This window comes from Myxococcus sp. CA056 (genome assembly GCF_013336715.1).
Taxonomy (GTDB): Bacteria; Myxococcota; Myxococcia; order Myxococcales; family Myxococcaceae; genus Myxococcus; species Myxococcus llanfairpwllgwyngyllgogerychwyrndrobwllllantysiliogogogochensis.
In genome coordinates, this window is the sequence record NZ_JABUMT010000005.1 from 451,097 (window position 1) to 472,237 (window position 21,141).

Below are 21,141 nucleotides of genomic sequence, written 5' to 3' on the forward strand. Positions count from 1 at the left end.
GGTCCTTTTCTGGAAGGAAGGAGAGGGGAGGGTGTGTCAGCGGGGAGCGGTGGGGCGGCTCAGCGTCTCGCGGAGCGCCTTCTTGCTGACCTTGCCGACGCCCGTCTTGGGGAACGTCTCGACGAACTCGACCCGGTCCGGAATCTTGAAGGCCGCCAGCCCCCGCTCCCGCAGGAACGCGGTCAGCGACGTGGCGGCGGGAGGCGTGCCCCGGGGGATGACGAACGCGCAGGTGCGCTCGCCCAGGAAGGCATCCGGCATGGAGACGACGGCCGCGTCGTGAACCTCCGGGTGGGCCAGGAGGTGGTTCTCCACTTCCTCCGCCGCGACCTTGTCGCCGCCCCGGTTGATCTGATCCTTCGCGCGGCCCTCCACCACGAGGTAGCCGTCCGCGGTCATCCGCACCAGGTCTCCGGTGCAGTAGAAGCCGTCGGACGTGAAGGCGCGAGCGTTGTGCGCCTCCGCCTTGTAGTAGCCGCGAATGGTGTACGGCCCTCGCGTGAGCAACTGGCCCGTCTCACCCGTCGCCACGTCCTGGCCGTCCTCGTCGACGATGCGAATCTCGTCGTCCACGCTGATGGGGCGGCCCTGCGTGTTGACGATGAGTTCCTCGGAGTCGTCCAGGCGCGTGTAGTTGACCAGTCCCTCGGCCATGCCGAAGACCTGCTGCACCGTGCAGCCCAGCGCGGGCTTCACGCGCGCGGCGGCCTCGGCGCTGAACTTCGCGCCGCCCACCTGGAGCACGCGCAGGCTGGACAGGTCATGCCTGCGCGCCTTGGCCGCGTCCAGCCACACCATGGCCAGCGGAGGCACCAGCGCGGTGATGGTGACCTTCTCCTTCTCGATGAGCGGGAAGGCCACGTCGGGGCTCGGGTGCAGGGCCAGCACCGAGGTGCCTCCCGCGTAGAACGTGCCGAACACGCCCGGCGAACTCATGGGGAAGTTGTGCGCGGCGGGCAGCGCGCAGAGGTACACGCTTGACGTGTCCAGCTGGCAGATCTCCGCGCTGGCCCGCAGGCTGTACAGATAGTCGTCGTGCGTGCGGGGAATCAGCTTGGGCACGCCCGTGCTGCCGCCGGAGAGCTGGAAGAAGGCGACGTCGTCGGGACGCGGCTCCGTCAGCTCCACGGGCGAGTCGGCATACAGGCTCTCCAGCGAAGTGAAGGGCCCCGCGTCTCCCACGACGATGACGTGCCGGAGCGACGGCGTCTTCGCCTGCACGCTGGTGGCGAGGTTGCGGTAGTCGAAGCCGCCGTGCCGGTCGGCGATGACGTAGGCGACCGCCTCGGTGAACTCGCAGAAGTAGCCGATCTCCGAGGCGCGGTGCGCGGGCAGCGCGAAGACGGGCAGGGCCCCCAGGCGGAAGAGGGCGAAGCACACCTCGTGGAACGCGCCGATGTTGGGCAGCTGCACCACCACGCGGTCCTGGGGCTGGATGCCCAGGCCCTTGAGGCCCGCGGCGAGCCGGTCCACGCGCGCGTCCAGCTCGCGGTACGTCCAGCGCTCCTTGCCGGACACCAGCGCGGTGCGCTCGCCATGACGCTCGGCGCGCTCGCGCAGCATCCGTCCGAAGGTCTCACCCTTCCAGTAGCCCGCGCGGCGGTAGCGCTCCGCGTAATCCTGGGGCCACGTGGGGCAGCCGGGCAGCCGGGAGTCGCCCTGGCTCACGGCTTCACCTCGACGCCCTGACCCAGGCCCATGGCGACCAGCATCGTCCGGAACTTCGCCTCGGTCTCCGCCAGCTCCGACTCCGGCTTGGAGCCCGCGACGATGCCCGCGCCCGCGAACAGCCGCAGCGAGTTCTCGTCCGCCTCCGCGCAGCGGATGGTCACCGCCCACTGGCCGTCACCATTCACATCGCACCAACCCACGGTGCCCGTGTAGTAGCCGCGGTCAAATGGCTCGATGTGGCCGATGGTCGCGTGCGCCAGCTCCGTCGGGTAGCCACAGACGGCCGGGGTGGGGTGGAGCGCGACGGCGAGCGTCAGCGACGTAATGGACGGGTCCGCCAGCTCTCCCACGATGCGGCTGGACAGGTGCCACATCGTCTGGGTGCTGACGAGCGACGGCTTCGCGGGCACATCCAGCGTCTTGCAGAACGGCCGCATGGCCTCCGCCACCGCGTCGATGACCACCGCGTGCTCGTGCAAATCCTTGGGGGACTGGAGCAGGGCCGCCGCGCGGGCCTGGTCCTCCACCGGGTCCGGGCTGCGCGGAATCGAGCCCGCCAGCGGGTTGGCCAGCACCTGCATTCCCGAGCGCGACACCAGCAGCTCCGGGCTCGCGCCAATCAGCGTGCGCCGACCCTCGCCGGGCATCAGCCCCGGGCGCGTGGGCAGGTCCGCCGCGAAGGTGTAACCAGACGGGTTGCGCCGGGCCAGGTTGTGCAAGAGCCGCTGCAGGTCGATGGGCGTCGTGGAGCTCAGGTGCAGCGAGCGCGACAGCACCACTTTGCGCAACGGGCCGCTCTCCATCAGCTTCAGCGCCTGAGCCACGCCGTCCAGGTAGGCGGCCGGCTCCGGCACGGGCTGCACGGTGTAGCGCGTGGGCACGCCCTGGTGGGGCATCGCCACGTCGTCGAATACGAGAGGCCCCGCGCGCTGGATGGTCATCGGCACCACGAGCTGCGCCGGGACGCGCCCGTCGAAGGGCACCGCGCCCACCGCCACCGGGATGTCGTGGTCCGCCTGCCGCGCCTCGCTGAGCACCGCCGCCACGCGCTCGGGCAGCCGCGCGAGCGAGCTCGTCCCGCCCACGTGCGGCACCGTGGCGAAGGTGCCCTGCGCCAGCAACGTGCGGCGGGGTGAGGCGAAGAAGAATGAGGAGCCCGCTTCGTAGCTCTCGAGCAACTGCGCGGCCAGCTTCTGGGTTGCCACTGCGCGTTCGGTCGTCTTCACAGCCAACCTCCTGTTCCGAAGGCCACGCCCTCGTCGCGGGCGCGGCCCTGGAGCAAACCTGTCGTTTCAATCCTGAAACAAAGAATCCATCTCAACTTCGAGCCACCCGGGCGCCGGGTGGAGGAGGGCGCGGGCTCAGACGCCCAGCGTGGCGCCGCCGTCGACACAGAGGTCGTGCATGGTGATGTGTCGCGCGCGGTCCGACGCGAGGAACTGCACCGCCTCCGCGATGTCCCGGGGCGTGGCGATGCGCCGCAGGGGAATGCCCACGCGGAACGTCTCCGAGGCTCCGGCGATGACGGCGTCGGCGCCGTGCTCGTCCTTCCACATGCCCCGCTGCATGGCCGTGTCGGTGGAGCCCGGAGACACCACGTTGCAGCGGATGCCGTACTGAGCCAGCTCCAGGCCCAGGCACTTGGTGAACATGGTGGACGCGGCCTTGGACGCGGCATACGCGGCCATCTGCATCCGGGGTGTCCCCGCGGCATTGGAGCCGACGGTGACGATGACCCCCGCGCGGCGAGGCACCATGCGCCGGGCCACCGCGCGCGAGACATGGAACACCCCGTTCGTGTTCACCCCGAACGTCGTGGCCCAGTCCTCGTCGCTGAGCGACACCACCGGATTCATCCGCAGCACCCCCGCGACGTTGACGAGCGTGTGGATGGGCCCCAGCTCCTTCTCGATGCGCTCCACGACGGTCTCCACCGCGGAGGCGTCACTCACGCTCACGGGCCAGGCCGTGGCCCGCTGGCCTTTGCCGCGCAGCTCCGCCACCAGCGACAGCAGGCCCTCCGCGTTCGTGTCGAGCGCGGCGATGGTCGCTTCACCGGCCAACACCCGCGCGACCTCGGCGCCAATGCCTTGCGCGGCACCCGTCACCAGTGCCACTCGCGGTGTGTCTCCCATCGGGGCCTTCTCCTGCCGGTACCCGAGGGGTCCGAGGTAAAAGTGGGATAATGAGAATGGTTCTCATTATCGTTATTGGGCGACTAAGTGCCATGTGCGCCGCGCGGTGTCAAGAGTGCTGAGACTCCGGGGCGAATGCGTTGACGCGTTTCCACCCGGGCGGGGGTGATGCAATGTGGGGTGTGAGTGGGTTCTGATTCGCGTGGGCGCGAGAGCGTCTGGGTGAGCCATGGGGGATGCCATGTCACACGCTGCGCTGCTGTCCGAAGTCTCGCTCTTCGCTGGACTGGAGGACGAAGCCCTGGAGAGTCTTTCCGCGCTGCTGCGTCCGCGACGTTTCGCGCGAGGCGAGGTTGTCTTCCATCAGGGAGACGTGGGGACGTCGCTGTTCATCATCCGGCGCGGTGAGATTGACATCCGGCTGAGCTCGCCCGACGGCAAGGAAGTCATTCTCTCGTTGCTGGGGCGGGGGGACTTTTTCGGGGAGCTGGCGTTGCTGGATGGAGAGCCCCGGTCCACGGATGCCGTCGCGCGCGAGGAGTCGGAGCTGCTGACCCTCCAGAGGGAGGACTTCCGCCGGTTCCTGGAGACCCGTCCGGGTGTCTCGCTGGGCTTGCTGGCGACCTTGAGCCAGATGGTCAGGCATGTCACCCAGCTGGTTCATGACACCCATTTCCTGGATGCGCGGGAGCGGCTGGTTCGGGTGTTGCTTGACCTGGGGAGGGAGCAGGGTGTTCACGGGCCCGGAGGTGTGGTCATCCCTTGCAACCTCACGCAGACAGACCTGGCGAACCTCTGCGGGTTGACCCGGGAGAGCACCAACAAGTGGCTGCGCTTCTATGTGCGCGAGGGATTGCTGTCCTACGAGGGGGGAGTCATCACCCTGGTCCATCCCGAGCGCCTGGGTAGGGAAACCCCTTAGTACCGCTGGGCATTCGGGATGTGAAGCCGTTCACTGCGGCATATTTCAAAGGCGTCTAGGTTTGTCATGCGGCTCCACCGTGGAGGCAGCATGGCGCGTCTGGCTTCCCCAGGTCCCTGTTCGACTCAGACTTCCGAGCCTGGGGAATCGTCCCCGCGCGTGGGCGCCACGATTCCCGCGCCCGAGGCGTCGCCGGTGGGGCCCGCTCCACTCCCGGTGTGGACGCGGTTCCTGCCCGCGGGCCGCGTGGTGGTTCGCGAGGGAGACCCGGGTTCGTCGATGTTCGTCATCCTGGAAGGCAAGGTGGGCGTGTACCGGGAGGCCGGGAGGCGCGAGGCCCGCCTGGTGACGCAGCTTTCGGGCGGCGGCTTCTTCGGAGAGCTGGCGATGATGGCGAAGTGTCCCCGGACCGCGAGCGTCGTCACGCTGGAGCGGACGGTGCTGCGGGAGCTGTCTCACACGGGCCTGTCGCTGACGGGCTCGCGCTACGGACTGGACGCTCCGGTGGTCGCCATGCGGTGTCGCGAGAGGCTGCTCGCGGATGCCTTGTGCGGCAGTCCCGTGTTGAGCGAGTTGTCGCCGGAGCTGTGGGCGCAGCTGGGCAGCGCGCTCGTCCCCTGCGCGGTGGAGGCCGGTGCGCAACTGCTCACCTACGGCCAGCCAGGTGAGGCGCTCTACATCCTGTTGCGCGGCCGCTGCGGCGTCTTCCACACGCACGCGGATGGGCACACAACGGCGTATCCCGACATGGTGGAGGGAGACCTCTTCGGCGAGGTCTCCCTGCTGCGAGGGCACCGGGCCACGGCGACGGTGAAGGCCCTGACGCCCTGCACGCTGCTGCGGTTGGACCGGGACGTGTTCCGGAAGCACTTCTGGGGGCAGGCGGAGATGCGACGCGCGCTCGTGCGGCTGGGACTGGCGCGCATGCACCGGACGATGGATGTCATCGCCAATCCCGGGGGCTGATTACAGGGCGTAGCCGAGCGTCACGCCGAGCACGTGCGCGGAGCCGGAGTAGGTTCCGTCAATGCCCGGCGCGGTGCTCTCCGTGTCCGCGAGGAAGACGAACTGGTAGCCCACGTCCGCGCGCAGGCCGGCCGTGGTGCTGTAGCCCGCGCCGATGGCCACCTTGTAGCGGTCCGCGTCCGGAAGGTCCGGCGTCAGCGTGTCCGAGGGGCTCGGCGACAGGTCGGCCACCAGTCCCGCGCGCGCCTGGAGCTGGGGCGTGACGGCGTACTCGGCGCCCAGGTGGTACTTGATCTTCGTCGACCAGCTCTTGGCCAACGGGTTGTTGAGCTGCGGCGTGTCGGGGAAGGTGATGGCCAGCTCCTCGAAGCTGGACCAGTAGGTGACCTGGGCGTCCAGGGCCATGGTCAGCCGCTCCATCGGATAGAAGGCCAGGCCGATGGCGAGCGTGGCGGGGAAGGTGACGTCCGCGCTCACGCGCTGGTCCGACATGCGCTGCTGGAACTCCACGGGGATGTTCTGGAAGTCCGCCTTCCCCTCGAACGTGACGGCGACCGAGCTGCGGTAGTGCACGCCCAGCGTCAGCTCCCCGGGGAGCAGCTCCGCCTGGAGCCCCGCGTTGAAGCCCACTCCCCAGGCGCCGCCGCCCAGGTGGATGGAGCCCTCGCTCTCCAGGAAGTTCAGCGCCCGGCGGATCTCCACCGTGGAGCGCACGACGTCCACGCCCGCGCCCACGCGGACGGACTCGTGGAGCTGATACGCGACGGTGGGGTTGATGTAATACGCGGCGAGGTTCGACTCCTGCCCGCGGAAGCGCCCCACGAAGTCCTCTTCCCAGTGGCTGCGCGCGCCATAGGGCGTGTACGCACCCACGCCGAACGCGAGCTTCTCGAAGGGCCGAAACACCGCGAAGACATGCGGCGGTGGTGACAGCGTCAGCTTCTGTCCCTGCGTGGTGCCCCCCGTCGGCGTGAACTTCAGGCTCGGGAGGATTCCGGTGTCGCCCACGGTGAGGTCCAACGTCTTCACGCCCAGGATGTTGGCCGCGTTGGAATAGATCGCGGACGAGTCCTCCAGCCACGCCGTGGCCGCGTTGCCCAGGCCCGTGGCGCGAGCGCTCTGCGTGTCGATCTGAAACCCCGCGGCGTGGCTGACACCAGCGGCGAGGAGCGTCATGAGTGAGAGCGTTGTCTTCATGGTCGGTTTGAAACGAGCACTATAGGACAGTCTGCTTTGGCGCAGTGCGCTGGTCATCCAGGCTTGAAGCAATTTTACGGATGCCCTGCCCTGAACGATGCATCCCCGGGTCAGTCGTACACCACGCGCCCAAGTGTGAACCCGTCATCCTTGGTAGGGGGCTGCGTGCATTTGCACAGGTTTTCTCAGTAAGACTTGTTTTACCTGGACTCCCCTCCCAGGCCCCTCGCCATGACCCAGCCACGCTCCCAGGACCTCCTCGTAGAGCGCAGCGTCACCCGTGCGGTGGAACCCCGCACCGACACGGAGCGCGCGGTCGCGCACATCTGGAGTGAGGTGTTGAACATCCCGCAGGTGGGCGCGCTCGACAGTTTCTTCGAACTCGGTGGCCACTCCCTGCTTGCGACACAGGTGCTCTCGCGCATCCGGACGTCGTTGCGGGTGGAGCTGTCGCTTCAGGAGATGTTCGACCTGGTGACTGTATCGGCGCTGGCGGGACGTATCGATGCGCTGGTGGCGTTGCAGCCCGGAGAGGTGCTGGAGCCACTGCATCCCTCTCGTGAGGCGCGGCCGTCATCGCTGGTTCCGTGCGAGCGTCAGGCGGAGTTGTCGTTCGCGCAGCAGCGGCTGTGGTTCCTGGACCAGTACGCACCGGGCAGCCCGCTCTACAACCTGCCAGCGGCGTTGCGGCTGGAGGGGACGCTCGACGTGGCGGCGCTGGAGCGGGCGTTCACGGAGCTGGTGTGTCGACATCAGTCGCTGCGCACGGTGTTTCCCGCGAGGGATGGGCGGCCGCTCCAGGTGGTGGCCCACGCGGGCAACGCGCCCATGGCCCTGGAAGTGGAGGACCTGCGCTACCTGCCGGAGTCGGAGCGTGAAGCCATCGGCTTGCGCACCGTGCGCGAGGAAGCTCGGCGGCCGTTCGACCTGGTCCGGGGTCCGCTTTTGCGCGCGCGGGTGTTGCGACTGACGGAGCGCGAGCATGTGGTCGTCGTCACGATGCACCACATCATCTCGGATGCGTGGTCCATCTCCGTGCTCATCCGGGAAGTGGTCGCGCTCTACGAGTCCTTCAGCGCGGGCCGGCCCTCGCCGCTGCCGGAGCTGCCCCTCCAGTACGCGGACCATGCGGTGCGGCAGCGCGAGCGGCTGCGAGGGGAGGCGCTGGAGCGACAGCTCTCGTGGTGGAGGCAGCGACTGGAGGGCGCCCCGCCCGCGCTGGAGCTTCCGGCGGACCACCCTCGCATCGCCGGGGCCTCCAACCCGGGCGCGGTGCTCAAGGTGGAGCTGCCGGTGGGGCTGGTCCGCATGCTGCGTGGTTTCTGTCGTCAGGAGGGCGCCACGCTGTTCATGGGGCTCCTCGCGGGGCTTCAGGCGCTGCTGTCGCGGTACTCGGGGCAGGACGATATCTGCGTGGGTGCCCCTGTCGCGGGACGCACCTCTCCGGAAACGGAAGGACTCATCGGCTTCTTCGTGAACACGCTGGTGCTGCGCACCAAGCTGGACGGAGACCCGACGTTCCGCGAGCTGATGTCTCGCGTGCGTGAGACGACGCTGGGGGCGTACTCGCACCAGGACGTGCCCTTCGAGAAGCTGGTGGAGGCGCTCCAGCCGGAGCGCCAGCCCAAGCGCTCGCCGTTCTTCGAGGTGGCGCTGGTCCTGGTCAATACCCCCATGGCCGCGCTGGAGAGTCCGGGGCTGCGCTTTCGTCCGCTGGATGTGGACAGCGGCACCTCGAAGTTCGACTTCACGCTGACACTGAGCGAGTCGCCCACGGGGCTGTCGGGGATGCTGGAGTACCGCACCGACCTCTACGAGCCCGCGACCGCGGAGCGCCTGGTGGCGCATCTGGAGCGCTTGCTGGAGCGAGCGGTGGTGGCGCCTCACCTGCGCCTGTCCGAGCTGTCCCTCGTGACGGAGCTGGACCGACGCCTCGTGCTGGAGGCGTGGAACGCGACGACCGTCGAATCACGCGTCGAGGTCTGCGCGCACGAGTTGGTGGAGGCGCAGGCGGGGAGGACGCCGGAGGCGGTGGCGGTGGTGTTCGAAGGGGAGGAGCTGACGTACGCGCAGTTGGAGAAGCGAGCGAATCAACTGGCGTGGCACCTGGGCGGGGCGGGAGTGGGTGCGGGGGACAGGGTGGGGCTGTGCATGGAGCGCTCGCTGGAGCAGCTGGTGGGGGTGCTGGGGATATTGAAGGCGGGGGCGGCGTACGTGCCGCTGGACACGAAGTACCCGGCGGAGCGGCTGGGGTACATGGTGGAGGATGCGAAGGTGGTGCGGGTGCTGACGCGGGCGAGTCAGCGCGCGGTGCTGCCGGAGCGGGCGCGAGAGTTGGCGCTGTGCGTGGACGAGGAGTCGGGGGAGATAGGGAGGAGGCCGGACATGGCGCCCCCGAGGGCGGTGCCACCTGGAGGCACCTGCTACGTGGTGTACACGTCGGGGAGCACGGGGAAGCCGAAGGGGGTGGCGCTGTCGCACGCGGCGCTGTGCAACCTCTTGCTGTGGCAGCGAGCGCACTCGGTGAAGGCGGAGGCGACGACGTTGCAGTTCGCGTCGCTGAGCTTCGACGTGTCCTTCCAGGAAATCTTCTCGACGTGGAGCGCGGGAGGAGCGCTGGTGGTGCCGCCGGCGGCGCTGAGGCAGGACGTGCCGGCGCTGCTGGACTTCATGGTGAGTCACCAGGTGGAGCGGTTGTTTCTGCCCTTCGTCGCGCTGCAGGCGCTGGCGGACGCGGTGGCGCACGGGGCGAGTGTGCCCACGTCATTGAGGGAAGTGGTGACGGCGGGAGAGCAGTTGCAGGTGACGCCGGCGGTGGTGGCCTTCTTCGAGAAGTTGCCGGGGTGCGTGCTGGAGAATCAGTACGGCCCGTCGGAGACGCACGTGGTGAGTGCGCACCGGTTGAAGGGGCCGCCGGGGAGCTGGCCGAGACTGCCGCCGATTGGAGTGCCGCTGCCGGACACGAAGCTGCTGGTGTTGGACGGGCAGGGGAGGCTGTGTCCGATTGGAGTGGCCGGAGAGTTGTACATCGGCGGGGCGCAGCTGGCGCAGGGGTACCACGAGAGGGCGGAGCTGACGGCGAAGCGCTTCGTGCCGGACGGGTACGCGAGGGAGGCGGGGGCGAGGCTGTACCGGACGGGGGACAGGGCGAGGTGGAGAGGGGACGGGGTGGTGGAGTTCCTGGGCCGGTTGGACGAGCAGGTGAAGGTGAGGGGCTTCCGGGTGGAGTTGGGGGAGGTGGAGGCGGCGCTGAGGGAATTGGCGGGGGTGAGGGACGCGGCGGCGGGGGTGCACGAGGACGCACCGGGGGACAAGAGGTTGGTGGGGTACGTGGTGCTGGGGGAGGGCGTGGAGTGGGAGCCGGAGGTGCTGCGCGAGGCGCTGGCGCGGAAGCTTCCGGAGCACATGGTGCCGCCTGCGCTGATGAAGCTGGAGGCGCTGCCGCTGACGCCGAGCGGGAAGCTGGCGAGAAGCAAGCTGCCGGCGCCAGACGTGGAGAGCCTGCGGGGCGCGGCGCCCTTCGTGGCACCGAGGGACGCGCTGGAGGTGCAGTTGGCGGAGGCCTTCGCGGCGGTGCTGAAGCTGCCGCGCGTCAGCGTCACCGACAGCTTCTTCAGCATGGGCGGCCACTCCCTGCTGGCGACCCAGTTGGTGTTCCGCCTCCGGAATCAACTCAAGGCGGAGGTCCACCTCAAGACGTTGTTCGAGGCGCCCTCCGTCGCGGCGCTGGCCCGGCGCATCGAGTCCACGCCGCGCGAGCCCTTGAGTGTGCTGCCTCCGCTGGTTCGTGCCTCTCGCGGTTCACTCCCGCCGCTGTCCTATTCGCAGGAGCGACTGTGGCGGTTGTTCAAGGCGAACCCCACGTCCACGGCCTACAACCAGCCTGCGGCCTACCGGTTCAAGGGCGCGCTGCAGGTGGAGGCGCTCCGGGCCGCGGTCCAGGGGCTGGTGGATCGCCACGCGTCGCTGCGCACCACCTTCACCGAGGAGGACGGCAGGCCCGTGCAGAAGGTCGCCGCGTCGATGCGAATCGACCTCCCGATGGAGGACTTCCGGGGCCGGGAGGACGCGGAGACGGAGCTGCTCAGGCGCATCGCGGAGGATGCTCGCCGGCCCTTCGACCTCACCCGGGGGCCGCTCGTGCGCGGCTCGCTGATACGCCTCGCGGACGACGAACACCTGTTCATCTTCAGCAAGCACCACATCCTCTCGGATGGCTGGTCGGAGAGCATCATCACCCGCGAGGTGGTGCACCTGTACTCGGCCTTCGCGCGCGGGGAGACGCCCTCGCTTCCGCCGCTCCACATCCAGTACCCGGACTACGCGGCCTGGCAGCGTCGCTGGCTCTCCGGCGCGGAGCTGGAGGCTCGGCTGGGCTACTGGCGTGGGGCGCTGGCGAAAGCCCCGAAACTGCTGAACCTCCCCGTCGACAAGCCCCGTCCGACCACGCGCACGTTCAACGGCACGTCGATCTCCGTCGCGCTCGGGCGCGCGCGCAGTGATGCCCTCAACCTGCTCTGCCAGAAGGAGCGGGTGACGCCGTTCATGGCGCTGCTGTCGCTCTTCGGCACCTTGCTCTGCCACCGGGCGCGCCAGGAAGAAATCGTCATCGGCTCGCCCATCGCCAACCGGGCGCTCCCGGAGCTGGAGTCGCTCATCGGCCTCTTCGTCAACACCGTGGCGCTGCACGTGGACCTGCGGGGCAACCCGAGCTTCCGACAGCTCCTGTCACGGGTTCGCGATGTCACGTTGGGCGCCTACGCGCACCAGGAGGTGCCGGTCGACCAGGTGGTGGATGCCCTCGTCCCCCAGCGACAGCCGGATCGAGCGCCGCTCTTCCAGGTGATGTTCGTCCTCCAGAACACGCCCATGGAAGCGCTGGTGCTCCCGGAGCTGACCCTGGTCCCCATGCCCGCGGACCGGGGCGCGTCCATCTATGAGCTGACCTTGTCCTTGCAGGAGCGGGGGGATGGCTTCTCCGGCCTGCTGGAGTTCAACACCGACCTCTTCGAGCCGGACACTCCGCGACGTCTCCGCGACGCCTTCGTCGTGCTCCTCGAGCGCGTGCTGGCGTCGCCGGACCTGGCGGTAGGAATCGATGCGGTCGTCCCCGGATTCGAAGTGCAGGAGTGAGCCGTCATGGAACTCAAGAATCGCTATCGCAACACGGAGTCGATGATTGGCCACGGCAATCCCTCCTTCACCGCCGCCAAGGAGGCGGGGTTGTTGGACTTGTCCGTGCACAACACCGGGCACGGCTCGCTGTCGCTGCCGGATGGACGTGAGTTCTTCAACACCTGCTCGTGCTCCTACCTGGGACTCGACTCGCACCCGGACGTGCTCCAGGGCGCCATCGAGGTCCTCCAGCGAGAGCGGACGATGACCATGTCCATCTCCCGCCTGCGCGTGCGGCTGGCGGACCTGGATGCGCTGGAGGAGGAGCTGACCGCGCTCTGGCGCGCCAAGACGGTCGTCACCAACTCCGCCAGCTCCGCGAGCGCGGGCCTGTTGCCCCTCATCGCCTCCGGGCACCTGCTGCCGGATGGCCAGAAGCCCATCCTCGTCTTCGACAAGTCCGCGCACTTCTCGATGAACCTCATCAAGCCCATCTGCGCCGATGAGACGCACGTCATCACCGCGCCACACAACGACCTGGACTTCCTCGAGGACCTCTGCCGCAAGCACGCGCGCGTCGCCTACGTCGCGGACGGGTTCTACTCGATGGGCGGCGTGGCCATCGTGAAGGACCTGTTCGCCCTCCAGGACAAGTACGGGCTGTTCCTCTACTTCGATGACTCCCACTCGCTTTCCATCTACGGCGGCGCGGGAGAGGGCTACGTGCGCGCGATGATGGGCGGGGAGGTCAACCCGCGCACCATCATCATCGGCTCGCTGGGCAAGGGCTTTGGCACCGCGGGTGGCGCCATCATGCTCGGCCCGGGGCAGCACGCGGACCTCGTGGGCCGCTTCGCGGGACCGCTCGGCTGGTCGCAGAGCCTGGCGATTCCAGCCATCGGCGCGAGCCTGGCCTCCGCGCGCATCCATGGCGGGCCGGAGCTGGCCGCGCGTCAGCAGACCCTGCGCGCCAACGTGCGCTACTTCGACGAGCGCGTTCCCACGCGAACCGCCGGCGAGGACTTCCCCATCAAGATCATCGACGTGGGACCCGAGACGGCCGCGGTGGAGCGCTCGCGGAAGTTGATGGAGCGGGGGTTCTACGCGTCCGCGGTGTTCTTCCCCATCGTCCCGAAGGGACGGGCGGGGCTGCGCATCATGCTGCGCTCCAACATCTCCCCCGAGGACCTCCAGCGGCTCTGCGATGCCGTGGTGGAGCTGTCCTCGCCTGAGTCCTGAGCGATGGAGCCAAGCGCATCATGACCATGCCATTGCAGTGCAGGTCCTTCCTGGTGACGCCCGCCATCGACCCCATGCGCTTCGACAAAGCGGTGGAGGTGGGGGCGGACCTGGGATTGCTGGACCTGGAGGACGGTGTCCCGGAGACCCTCAAGTCCGAGGCGCGTCGACTGGCCATCTCCTATCTGTCCTCGTCGAGGCCCCGCGGCCCCCTGTGCCTGCGCATCAACAGCCTTCGCACCGAGGCGGGTCTTCGCGACGTGCTCGCCCTCCTGGACTCCAACGCCCGGCTGGACGCCTTGCTGCTGCCGAAGGTGGAGTCCCCGTCGGAGCTCCACCAGGTGGAGGCGCTGCTGGGGGATCGCTTCCCGGAGCTGGCGCTGCTGGCCATCATCGAAACGGCGCGCGGCGTGGAAGCGGTGGACGCCATCGCCATGGCCACCCCCCGGTTGCGGGGCCTCATCTTCGGCGCCGCGGACCTGTCCGCGCAGCTGGGGGTGCCCCTGGCCTGGGAGCCGCTGCTCTACGCGCGCTCACGCATCGCCATGGCGGCGGCCATCGCCGGGGTGAATGCCATCGACTCGCCGTTCTTCGACCTGGAGGACCTGGCGGAGCTGGAGGACGAGACGCGCCGGGTCTGCGCGCTGGGCTTCACCGGGAAGATCGTCATCCACCCGGACCAGGTGGGCGTCGTCCACGCGGCGCTGCGGCCCACCGCGCAGATGGTGGCCCACGCGCGTCGCGTGCTGGCGCAGGCGGGGGATGGAAAAGGCGGCATCCACGTCGTCGGAGGGAGCATGATTGGTCCTCCGCTGGTGACGGTGGCTCGGCGCGTGCTGGCCAGCGTCCAGCTCGAGGAGGCTCTGGCACCCGTCCAACTCCGGGCGGGTTCCAGGAGTGGAGACTCATGAAGAAATTGGTGGCTGCCCACAAGAAGGTGGGCAAGCAGCGCTACCGGGAGACCCACGGCCTCTTCTACGAGGACTTCGAGGTGGGGGATGTCTTCGAGCACCGTCCGGGTAGAACCATCACCGACGTGGACAACATGTGGCAGTCCCTGCTGAGCCTGAACACGCACCCGCTCCACATCGACGCCGTCTACGCCAGCAAGACGGAGTGGAAGCAGCCGCTCATCTCCAGCCTCGTCACCCTGGCCATCGTCGGGGGGATGAGTCTCAACAGCACCAGTGCCAAGGGCGTGGCGAACCTCGGGTGGGATCGCATCCGGTTGACGGCCCCCGTCTTCGTGGGGGACACCCTCTACGCGGAGAGCCGGGTGCTGGCGAAGCGAAGGTCCCGCTCTCGCGCGAAACAGGGAGTCGTCACCGTGGAGACGAAGGGCCTCAAGGCGGACGGCACCGTCGTGATGACCTTCGAGCGCTCCTTCCTCGTGCCCTTGCGGCGCCATGGCGTGGACGTGGATGCGAACTACTGAAGTGATGACGGCGGTGGTGGTGCGGCGTCCAGGCGGTCCGGAGCAGCTTCATCTGGCGGAACTTCCTCGCCCGGTTCCGGGCCCTCACCAGCTCCTCGTCAGGGTGCGCGCCTCCGCCCTCAACCGGACGGACACCACGCAGCGCGCCGGGGGCTACGCGCTGCCTCCGGATGTCACCAGTCCGTTGCTCGGGGTGGAGGTCTCCGGTGTCGTGGAGGCCGTGGGAGTGGCCGTTCGTTCCTTCGCGCCCGGCCAGCGGGTCTTCGGGCTGGTGGACGGCGGCGGCTATGCGGAGGCGTGCCTGATGGAAGAGGGCATGGCGGTCCTCATGCCGGAGGGCTGGTCCTTCGTCGAAGCCGCGGCCACGCCAGAGGCGTACTGCACCGCGCATGAGTCCCTGCTGGAGCTGGGCGGTCTGGGCCCGGGCCAGTCCGTGCTCGTCCACGCGGGGGGCAGCGGGATTGGCACCGCTTGCATCCAGGTGGCGCGCGCGGTGGGCGCACGCGTATTCGTCACCGTGGGCAGCGAGGAGAAGAAGCGCCGGTGTCTCGAACTCGGCGCCGACGCGGGCGTGGTGCGCACCCAGGAGGACTTCGCGCCGGTGCTCGCGCGGTGGACGGACGGGCGCGGCGTGGACCTGGTGGAGGACTTCGTTGGCGGCGCGGCGCTGGAGCGCAACCTCGCTTCGCTGCGCCTGGGCGGATGCCTGCTGCTGGTGGGGCTGATGGATGGGATGCGCGGAGACGTGGACCTGAAGCAGGTGGTGCTGCGCCGGCTTCAAATCAAGGGCATGGCCCTGCGCCCGTTGCCGCTCGAGGCCAAGGCGGCCGTCACGCGGCGCTTCCAGGCGCGGTGGCTGCCGGAGTTGGTCGCCGGCAGGGTCCGCCCCATCATCGACTCCACCTTCCCGCTGGCGCGCGTGGCGGAGGCTCACCGCCACATGGAGTCCAACGCGAGCTTCGGGAAGATCGTCCTGGAGGTCTGAAGCTCAGCTCCCCGTGGCGCGGCGGAGGTCGCGCACCGGCGCGGCGTCCGGCTCGCGCAGCAGGGCGTAGGGGTCCAACGCGTCGCCGCCGACCGTCTCCAGGCCCACGGACGTGCCCAGCCCCAGCCGCTCCGCGTGCCGCAGCATCAGCGCGGTGACGACCTGGTCCTCCAGCGCGTAGCCCGTGGAGTCGAACACGGTGGAGCGCTGCCGCCACGACTCGTACACGTCCGGGTTCTTCACCAGGGTGGTGAGGTCCGGGCCCACCTGCTCGGGGCGAATCTGCTGGCACTCGCCCTCCACCAGGCACTGCACGAGGAAGTCCGGGCACACCAGGCTGCGCTCGAGCAGCTCCTTCGGCAGCTCCGTCTTGCCGGGCAGGTCCGAGCCCACGGCGTTGATGTGGACGTGCGGCTTGAGCGCCTTGCCGGAGATGACCGGCCCGCCTCCCACGGCGACGGAGGTCGCGGTGCAGATGATGTCCGAGCGCTCCTCCAGCTCCGCCAGCGTCACGACCTTCACGTCCAGCCCCAGGAACGCCGTGCGGCGCGCGAGTGACTGCTGCGCCTCCGGATTCGTGTCGAAGGCCAGCACCTCGTTGATGGGGAACACGCGCCGGATGGCGTGCAGCTGCGTGACAGCCTGGGCCCCGCAGCCAACCAGGCCGATGACGCGGCTGTCCGGCGAGGCCAGCGCGCGCGTGGCCACCGCGGAGGCCGCGCCCGTGCGCAGCGCCGTGGCGAAGACGCCGTCCATCAATGCAATCAGATGGCCGGTGTGCACGTCGTAGAGGCTGTTGGTCGCGATGATGGTCGGCAGCCCGTGAGCCTCGGGGTTGAACGGGCTGTAGCTCACCATCTTCACCGTCACCGCGCTGCCCCGCTGCATCACCGGCATCCACTCCAGGCAGCCTGGCTGACGCGGGTGATCCAACAGGAAACCGTCACGCTTGCGCACTTCCGTGAGCTCGCCGTCAAACGTGCGCAGCGCTTCGGTCAGTGCACGGATGAGCTCGTCCATCAGCGCGTCCGCGCCCAGCTCCTCCACGATGCAGCGCAGGTCGGACCGAGTCACCAACAGTGTCCGTGTCGCGTCGCTCTTCACTCGTAATACCCCTGGGCTGATTCACTGTTTCAGCAGTTGGCGAGCGAAACAGGGCCTGCTGATAACACAGGTCTGTAGTGGGAGCGCAAACTAGCAGGGCTTTCATGTTCGCGACCAGGGGGTGCCCAAACCGGCGGAAACTGGCGTGTTTGCCGCGGTTCCATCCAACGGCTCGTGGTTTCCGAGGATGCGTCACTTTTCTGGAACACGGACGAGACATCGGAATCCGATGTGTGTGGTTCCACTGTCCACGGCTTGCGGAGAACGTGCGGCGGGTCGGTAGCGCAAGCAGTAGTTGGACGCGCACAGGTGGCTTCCGCCCTTGAGGACGCGGCGCGGAATCTTCACCTGTGGCGTGCAGGGGTCCAGGCTCTTGCCGCTCGACGGAGGGCCCCGTGGATTGACGGGGATGCAGCACGCCTTGCCCCCGTTGCCCTGGTGCCGCTCCTGGAACCAGTCCGTGGTCCACTCCCAGACGTTGCCCGCCATGTCGAACAGGCCGTACCCGTTGGGTGGGAAGGTCCCCACTGGCGAGGTCCCCTCGAAACCATCGGTGTTCAGGTTTTGCCAGGGGAACTCTCCCTGCCAGATGTTGGCCATGTGCTGGCCTCCAGGGGAGAACTCGTCGCCCCAGACGTAGACCTTGCGGTCCAGGCCCGCGCGGGCCGCGCGCTCCCACTCCGCTTCGCTGGGCAGGGCCTTTCCGACCCAGGCGGCATAGGCCTCCGCGTCCTCGTAGGCGACGTGGAGCACGGGATGCGACTCGAGGCCCTTCCAGGTGCTGCCGTGTCCCTCCGGCTGCTTCCAGCAGGCGCCGGGGGTATAGGCCCACCACTGGGACAGGTCCTTCAGGTCCACGCGTTGGGCCGCCTTGCGAAACACGAGCGAGCCGGGCACGAGCAGCTCCGGGGCCGCGCCCGGAAAGTCGTCCGGATTCAGCGGACGCTCGGCCACGGTGAGGTAACCCGTTGCCTCCACGAAGCGCGCGAAGTCGGCGTTCGTCACCGTGTGGCGGTCCATCCAGAATCCGCTCACCGTCACCTGATGCGCGGGCCGCTCCTCCGGATAGTGGTGGTCCGAGCCCATCCAGTACGTGCCACCGGGGATCCACGCCATGCCCGGGAACGGTGCGTCTCCGGGCGCCGCATCCGTGACGACCTCGTTGCCGGCGCGCGAGACGCGCGCCTCCAGGGGCGTGGCATCACCAACGACCTCCGTGCCGCTCATTCGTCGCCTCGCTCCTTGGAACCCCGCCAGGAGGGAACGTGTCCGGTCCCCATGGGGCAAGCTGGGTGGCGCCGTTCCGGACGACAAGCCGGCCCTCCAGGGCGGGGCTCGCGACGTGCCGCCGCGGTCGAGCACCCGGACCTGCGAGCGCCCGGCGCGAGTCCTCGCGTGGATTGGCGGCCTGTACACGCGTGGACAAAGTCCTCTCGCCAACGTGGTTCGACCCGAACCGACAGCACCCAAGCCGGTGGGGCGTCGCAGGAGCGAGACGGATATGAGCACGGAGACGACGACCGAGACGCAGACGGGCGCCCCACGGGACGCGGATGCCCCCGACACGCAAGAGCTCCGCAAGCTCAGTCCGTTCGAGCTGAAGGACACGCTTATCGAGCTGGCGGATGAATCCGCGAAGACGCGAGCGGCGGTGATGCTCAACGCGGGCCGCGGCAACCCCAACTGGATTGCCACCACGCCCCGCGAGGCGTTCTTCCTGATGGGACAGTTCGCGCTGCGCGAGTCCCGCCGCACGTGGAACGAGCCGGACGTGGGGCTCGCCGGCATGCCGAAGTCCCCGGGCATCGCCGCGCGGCTGCGCAAGTTCCTCGACGAGAGCGAGGACAGCGCGGGCATCCGGCTCTTGCGCGACGCGCTCGACTACGGCGTCTCCACGCTGGGCTTCGATGCGGACAAGTTCGTCTGGGAGCTGACCGACGCGGCCATCGGCGACAACTATCCGGTGCCGGACCGGATGCTCGTCCACTGCGAGCGCATCGTGCGGGCCTACCTGGCCAAGGAGATGTGTGACAGCCGTCCGCCGCCAGGGCGGTTCGACCTGTTCGCCGTCGAGGGTGGCACCGCGGCCATGACGTACATCTTCCGGTCGCTGATGGTGAACGGCCTGCTCCAGAAGGGCGACACCATTGCCCTGGGCACGCCCATCTTCACGCCCTACCTGGAGATTCCGCGCCTGGAGGAGTTCGGCCTGCGCACGGTGGACATCCGCCAGAGCGCGATGACGGAGGAAGGCCGCCACGCGTGGCAGTACCCGGATTCGGAGCTGCGCAAGCTGGAGGATCCGCGCATCAAGGCGTTCTTCGTCGTGCATCCGGGCAACCCCGGTGCGACGGCCATGCGGCGTGAGTCGATGGACCTGCTCGTGGACCTGGTCCGGAAGAAGCGGCCCGACCTGCTGATCCTCACCGACGACGTGTACGGCACCTTCGTCGAGGGCTTCCGCTCCCTGGCGGCGGAGCTGCCGCACAACACGCTCCTGGTCTACTCCTACTCCAAGCACTTCGGCTGCACGGGGTGGCGCCTGGGTGTCGTCGCGCTCCACGAGGACAACATCGTCGACGGGATGATCGCCCGGCTGCCCGAGGCCCAGCGGGAGATGCTCAACGAGCGGTATGGCTCCATCTTGCTGGAACCGGAGCGCCTGAAGTTCATCGACCGGATGGTGGCCGACAGTCGTGCCGTCGCGCTGAACCACACCGCGGGACTGTCCCTGCCGCAGCAGCTCCAGATGTCGCTCTTCTCGCTGTTCGCCTTGCTGGACAAGGACGACACGTACAAGAAGCGCTGTCGGAAGATCTGCCGGGACAGGCTCGCGGCGCTGTATCAGGGGCTGGACATCGACCTGCCCGACGATCCGCTGCGCACGTCGTACTACCAGACGCTCGACCTGGACGTGTGGGCGCGCAAGCACGTGGGGCAGGCCTTCGTCGAGTACGCGGAGTCGCGGCACGATCCGCTCGACATCGTGCTCGCCCTGGCGCGCCAGCACGGCGTGGTGCTGCTCAACGGCAGCGGCTTCGAGGGGCCGGAGTGGTCGGCGCGCGTGTCGCTCGCGAACCTGGATGACGACGACTATCCGCGCATTGGCCAGAGCCTCAAGGACATCGTCATCCGCGCCATCCAGGAGTGGAAGGGCACCCGCCTGGACTCCTGAGCTTCCGTGACGCCAACCCCCAATCGAGGTCCACCATGAACGGTTCCAAGAACACGGTGCGAGGGCTGCTGGCCGCGCTGGGCTTGCTGCTGACAGGCGCGGGAATCGCCGCGCAGGAGGGGCGGCCGCCGACGAACTCCAGCGAGTCGCAGGGCACGTCGGGCTCGAGCGGTGCCCAGGCGGCGCCAGGGAAGGCCCCCAAGGAACTGGCGTCCGTGCGCATCCTCGCCACCGGCGGCACCATCGCCGGGGCGCAGGCCAATCCGCAGGGGTATGGCTACAAGTCCGGAGCCTTCAAGGTCGAGGACCTCATCAAGGCCGTCCCCAACCTGGACAAGGTGGCGAAGCTGACCGGTGAGCAGGTGGCGAACATCGGCAGCCAGGACATGAACGACTCGGTGTGGCTGAAGCTCGCGAAGCGCACCAACGAGCTGCTCGCGTCGCCGGACGTGGACGCCGTCGTCGTCACGCACGGCACCGACACGCTGGAGGAGACGGCGTACTTCCTGGACCTGGTCGTCAAGAGCGACAAGCCCGTGGTGCTCGTGGGCTCCATGCGTCCGGCCACCGCCATCAGCGCGGACGGGCCGGGCAACCTCTACAACGCGGTGGCGGTGGCCGCGTCCCCGGAGGCAAAGGGGCGCGGGGTGCTGATTGTCATCAACGACGAAATCCACACCGCTCGCAACGTCACCAAGACGAACACCACCAACGTGGAGACCTTCCGCAGCCCGAACCGGGGCCCCGCGGGGGTCGTCAACACCGGTGACGTCCACTGGTTCGAGAGGATGGACAAGAAGCACACCGTCGACTCCGAGTTCTCCGTCACCGGCAAGGACACGCTCCCCCGCGTCGACATCCTCTACGCCCACGCCAACATGAGCCCGGACCTCATCGACTCCGCCGTGAAGAATGGAGCCAAGGGGCTGGTCATCGCGGGCGTGGGGGATGGGAACATGACCCAGCCGGCGCTCGACACGCTGGCCAAGCACGTGAAGAGGGGCCTGGTGGTGGTGCGCAGCACGCGGCTGCCCAGCGGACTCGTCCTCCGCAACAATGAAATCAACGACGACCAGAAGGGCTTCGTGGCCTCCGGAGAGCTGAACCCGGCGAAGTCGCGCGTGCTGCTGCAGCTGGCCCTGCTGGAGACGAAGGACCCGACCAAGGTGCAGCGGATGTTCGAGGAGTACTGAGGAC

General features: G+C 68.6%; 15 protein-coding genes. 9 read left to right on the forward strand and 6 right to left on the reverse strand.

Annotated elements, in window-relative coordinates:
* Nucleotides 1–36: 36 nt before the first annotated feature.
* From HUA76_RS23990 to HUA76_RS24000, 3 genes are all read right to left on the reverse strand, one after another.
* The gene (locus HUA76_RS23990; protein ID WP_174455423.1) at nucleotides 37–1,668 is read right to left on the reverse strand and encodes a (2,3-dihydroxybenzoyl)adenylate synthase; all 1,632 of its coding nucleotides are present in this window, start codon (nucleotides 1,666–1,668) and stop codon (nucleotides 37–39) included.
* Entirely contained in the window at nucleotides 1,665–2,897 is a 1,233-nt protein-coding gene (dhbC, locus tag HUA76_RS23995; protein WP_141646963.1) for an isochorismate synthase DhbC, read from the reverse strand. The genes HUA76_RS23990 and dhbC overlap by 4 nt, the downstream gene beginning before the upstream one ends.
* A gap of 135 nt (nucleotides 2,898–3,032) precedes the next feature.
* Nucleotides 3,033–3,806 (reverse strand): 2,3-dihydro-2,3-dihydroxybenzoate dehydrogenase, encoded by a 774-nt coding sequence (locus tag HUA76_RS24000; RefSeq protein WP_141646962.1) that lies wholly within the window; start codon nucleotides 3,804–3,806, stop codon nucleotides 3,033–3,035.
* A 241-nt stretch (nucleotides 3,807–4,047) separates the two neighbouring features.
* On the opposite strand from HUA76_RS24000, the gene HUA76_RS24005 reads away from it, so the two are divergent.
* Nucleotides 4,048–4,728 (forward strand): Crp/Fnr family transcriptional regulator, encoded by a 681-nt coding sequence (locus tag HUA76_RS24005; protein ID WP_174462175.1) that lies wholly within the window; start codon nucleotides 4,048–4,050, stop codon nucleotides 4,726–4,728.
* Between the two features lie 159 nt (nucleotides 4,729–4,887).
* Entirely contained in the window at nucleotides 4,888–5,694 is an 807-nt protein-coding gene (locus HUA76_RS24010; protein ID WP_371745681.1) for a cyclic nucleotide-binding domain-containing protein, read from the forward strand.
* Here the strand turns inward: HUA76_RS24010 and HUA76_RS24015 are convergent, their stop codons facing one another.
* Nucleotides 5,695–6,891, reverse strand: a complete 1,197-nt coding sequence (locus tag HUA76_RS24015) for an OmpP1/FadL family transporter (protein WP_174462177.1) — start codon at nucleotides 6,889–6,891, stop codon at nucleotides 5,695–5,697.
* A gap of 231 nt (nucleotides 6,892–7,122) precedes the next feature.
* On the opposite strand from HUA76_RS24015, the gene HUA76_RS46105 reads away from it, so the two are divergent.
* Genes HUA76_RS46105 through HUA76_RS24040 form a run of 5 tightly spaced genes read left to right on the forward strand, consistent with a single transcriptional unit; the run spans nucleotide 7,123 to nucleotide 15,665 of the window.
* A complete protein-coding gene (locus tag HUA76_RS46105) occupies nucleotides 7,123–12,024 on the forward strand; it encodes a non-ribosomal peptide synthetase (protein ID WP_174462178.1) in 4,902 nt (1,633 codons plus the stop codon).
* A 6-nt stretch (nucleotides 12,025–12,030) separates the two neighbouring features.
* Nucleotides 12,031–13,245 carry an aminotransferase class I/II-fold pyridoxal phosphate-dependent enzyme gene (locus HUA76_RS24025; RefSeq protein ID WP_174455427.1) on the forward strand — a complete coding sequence of 405 codons (1,215 nt, stop codon included), beginning with the start codon at nucleotides 12,031–12,033 and terminating at the stop codon, nucleotides 13,243–13,245.
* A gap of 20 nt (nucleotides 13,246–13,265) precedes the next feature.
* Entirely contained in the window at nucleotides 13,266–14,156 is an 891-nt protein-coding gene (locus HUA76_RS24030) for an aldolase/citrate lyase family protein (protein ID WP_174455428.1), read from the forward strand.
* Nucleotides 14,153–14,680 (forward strand): MaoC/PaaZ C-terminal domain-containing protein, encoded by a 528-nt coding sequence (locus HUA76_RS24035; RefSeq protein WP_141642298.1) that lies wholly within the window; start codon nucleotides 14,153–14,155, stop codon nucleotides 14,678–14,680. Before HUA76_RS24030 ends, HUA76_RS24035 begins: the two co-directional genes overlap by 4 nt.
* Nucleotides 14,667–15,665, forward strand: a complete 999-nt coding sequence (locus HUA76_RS24040; protein WP_174455429.1) for an NAD(P)H-quinone oxidoreductase — start codon at nucleotides 14,667–14,669, stop codon at nucleotides 15,663–15,665. The genes HUA76_RS24035 and HUA76_RS24040 overlap by 14 nt, the downstream gene beginning before the upstream one ends.
* Before the next feature lie 3 nt (nucleotides 15,666–15,668).
* Here HUA76_RS24040 and HUA76_RS24045 read toward each other — a convergent pair whose 3' ends face one another.
* Together HUA76_RS24045 and HUA76_RS24050 are read right to left on the reverse strand one after the other, a co-directional pair.
* On the reverse strand, nucleotides 15,669–16,739 hold the full coding sequence (locus tag HUA76_RS24045) for an ornithine cyclodeaminase family protein (protein WP_371745617.1): 1,071 nt from the start codon (nucleotides 16,737–16,739) through the stop codon (nucleotides 15,669–15,671).
* Nucleotides 16,740–16,961: 222 nt separating this feature from the next.
* On the reverse strand, nucleotides 16,962–17,996 hold the full coding sequence (locus HUA76_RS24050; RefSeq protein ID WP_174455431.1) for a formylglycine-generating enzyme family protein: 1,035 nt from the start codon (nucleotides 17,994–17,996) through the stop codon (nucleotides 16,962–16,964).
* 274 nt (nucleotides 17,997–18,270) lie between these two features.
* Here HUA76_RS24050 and aspD point away from each other — a divergent pair, with 274 nt between their 5' ends.
* Both aspD and HUA76_RS24060 read left to right on the forward strand, forming a co-directional pair.
* Nucleotides 18,271–19,944, forward strand: coding sequence for an aspartate 4-decarboxylase (aspD, locus tag HUA76_RS24055; protein WP_174462180.1), 1,674 nt, complete (start codon nucleotides 18,271–18,273; stop codon nucleotides 19,942–19,944).
* A 35-nt stretch (nucleotides 19,945–19,979) separates the two neighbouring features.
* Nucleotides 19,980–21,137, forward strand: a complete 1,158-nt coding sequence (locus HUA76_RS24060) for a type II asparaginase (protein ID WP_174462181.1) — start codon at nucleotides 19,980–19,982, stop codon at nucleotides 21,135–21,137.
* The last annotated feature ends 4 nt before the right edge of the window (nucleotides 21,138–21,141 follow it).